Origin of the sequence: Winogradskyella sp. (assembly GCF_013213975.1) — a bacterium.
In the GTDB taxonomy this organism is placed as follows: domain Bacteria; phylum Bacteroidota; class Bacteroidia; order Flavobacteriales; family Flavobacteriaceae; genus Winogradskyella.
The window spans coordinates 1-2450 of record NZ_JABSST010000151.1; the positions used below are offsets into that span (position 1 = coordinate 1).

The 2450-nt window shown below is 35.8% G+C and carries 3 protein-coding genes; all 3 read right to left on the reverse strand.

Annotated elements, in window-relative coordinates; translation table 11 throughout:
- A partial coding sequence (locus tag HRU49_RS14500) for a hypothetical protein (RefSeq protein ID WP_296358423.1) occupies window positions 1–790 on the reverse strand: 790 nt, incomplete at its 3' end.
- Between the two features lie 32 nt (window positions 791–822).
- On the reverse strand, window positions 823–1161 hold the full coding sequence (locus tag HRU49_RS14505) for a carboxypeptidase-like regulatory domain-containing protein (protein ID WP_296358424.1): 339 nt from the start codon (window positions 1159–1161) through the stop codon (window positions 823–825).
- Between the two features lie 88 nt (window positions 1162–1249).
- A partial coding sequence (locus HRU49_RS14510; protein WP_296358427.1) for a hypothetical protein occupies window positions 1250–2450 on the reverse strand: 1201 nt, incomplete at its 5' end.

Here is a 2450-nt window from a genome sequence, read left to right on the forward strand (position 1 = left end):
ATGTTCCTATGACAGTTTCTTCTATGATATTTGGATTACTCGGTACAACTAACGTTATACTCGAGTCGAAAGTAAATGACCCGATTGTCTCAGTAAGTAAAGGTGTATTTCCACAGATTTCATAACCGTAAATATTTAGTGTTAAAGTTTCATTGCTAGGCACCAAACCGCAAACTTGCCCTAGTTCATTAGTGTAGCCATATGTGGTACCAAAAATAGTGCTAGTTATACCTACTTTTATATTATTTAATTCCTCTCCATCTTCATCAACTAAAGTAACACACAACATCACAGCTTCCGCTGGTATATCACAATTCCAAAAAGAGAAATGAGATACGGTACCCACATACATGTTACCTTGTAAGGTAGCTTCGCCTTCTTCTTTCCAATAGCCTGTAGCTTCATCAAAATACCAAAGTGGTATGGTAGCTGGTGCAGAAGCCAATAAAGTTGCATCTACAGGAATTTTAATTTCTGAAGTTGAACCTTCAGCTAAATTTAAATCTTCACCACCAGAACCTCTTAACTCTACTGCAAGCATACCTAAGGTTTTTAGCATGCGTTCTGCTCCATCTTCATTTTCAGCATAGAGCATACCTGGCATTTGGTCTTCCATATCTTCATCCGTTGGGTCCAAATGATGCATAATCACATTCACCGAACCTGTATATGCTGTACCATCCTCCTTTACAAAATTACCATCAAAGCTTACGGAACTTCCATCATCTGCGGTTACTGTATCAGAGCTGCCACTAGATACTGTACCAACTACAGTTTCTTCTAAAAGCATTATAGTTACTTTGTTAGTACTATTTGACGGTACTACACTGCGAGAGCCATGTATATAACCAGCTTTTTCAGCTTTGATATAACCAAACGTTCATATACACTAGCATCTCTTAGGATGAATACACCATTTACATCTGTTTCTGTGGTTTGATTGCCAATTGTAATGGTTACTCCCCAAATAGGATTATCATTTTTATCTACAACCGTTCCTAAAAAGTCTCTTGAAATTTCATTGCCAAAATATTCTGAAAAGGTGTCTGGAATATTCTCATTTTGATTGCCATCGTTAGAAGTGCCGTCATCCTTTTGGCAAGATGTTAGAAGTAATAATAAAACAATAAGAAGTTTTGATAAACGTAAAGTTGGTGTCATAGCGATTGATTTTAGTTGTCTTTTTTAATAGATGTTAAAATCTAAGAATGGTTGCGTGGTGTTCTTTCTAAAGTTTGAGAAGTCTATTTTATTCATCCCTAAGAACATGAATTGTTCCATTAATCGTATGAGGATTACCTTGTTCATCTTCATAATTTCCTGAAAAATTAATGTCAATGTATTCATCTACATCACCAAATGAGTTCACGTTGAGTACTATTTCGTTATTATTGTGAGGAATAGTTAGGCAAGCGAAGGATCCATCAATAATTCGAAAGCCTGGCTCGATTGTAGCAAACAAATGTGGTAAACTGTGGTAAGTTCCGATAAAGTCAGAGGAATAGTTATAAACTTCAAGGTAAAAACAATCGAGACTAGGTTGTTGTTGCGCTGCAATGAGAATTTGTGATCCACTAGAATAGTTCGAAACCAAAACATATGCAATATTATTTAAATATAAAACAGGCTCATTATCATCAATAGTGTAAACAATGAATTCGGAAACTGCATTACAAGCAGATATTGTTCCTATACTCGTAGTTGGCGATGTAAAGTTGTAATTTATTGTGCCAGTAGCTTGCGTATTGGTAAGGTCATAACCCGATATGGAGAAAGTGTTGTATTCTGAACATCTTAATAAATTTATTTCAAAAGTACCATTAGTTACGGTATCTAGAAATGTCTGGTTACCATAATTGATTTGCACGTATCCATTTGTTACAGCATCACCATTACATGTGTTAAAAGTTCCTGTAACAGTTTCTTCAATGATATTTAAATCGTTAGGGATAATGATTGTAATATTAGTATCAGTATTAAAGGGGCCGACAGAATCTATATAGATTGGAATATCACTACAGAAACTATAGGTGTAAACACTAAGTGTTAAGGGTTCATCACTCGGAACTAAGCCACACACTACTCCCATTGCATTAGTATATCCACTCCTAGTACCATAAGTTGTACTAGATATATAAACACTTGAATTAATTAATGGATTACCGTCTTCTCCAACTACGTTAACACAAAGTATATTGGCCTTAACAGGTATATCACAATTCCAAAAAGAAAAATGAGATACGGTACCAACATACATATTGCCTTGTAAAGTGGCTTCACCTTCTTCAACCCAATACCCATTAACTTCATCAAAATACCAAAGTGGTATGGTAGCAGGTGCAGAAGCCAATAAAGTGGCATCTACAGGAATTTTAATTTCAGACGTAGAACCTTCAGCTAAATTTAGATCTTCGCCTCCAGAACCTCGTAACTCTACAGCGAGCATGCCC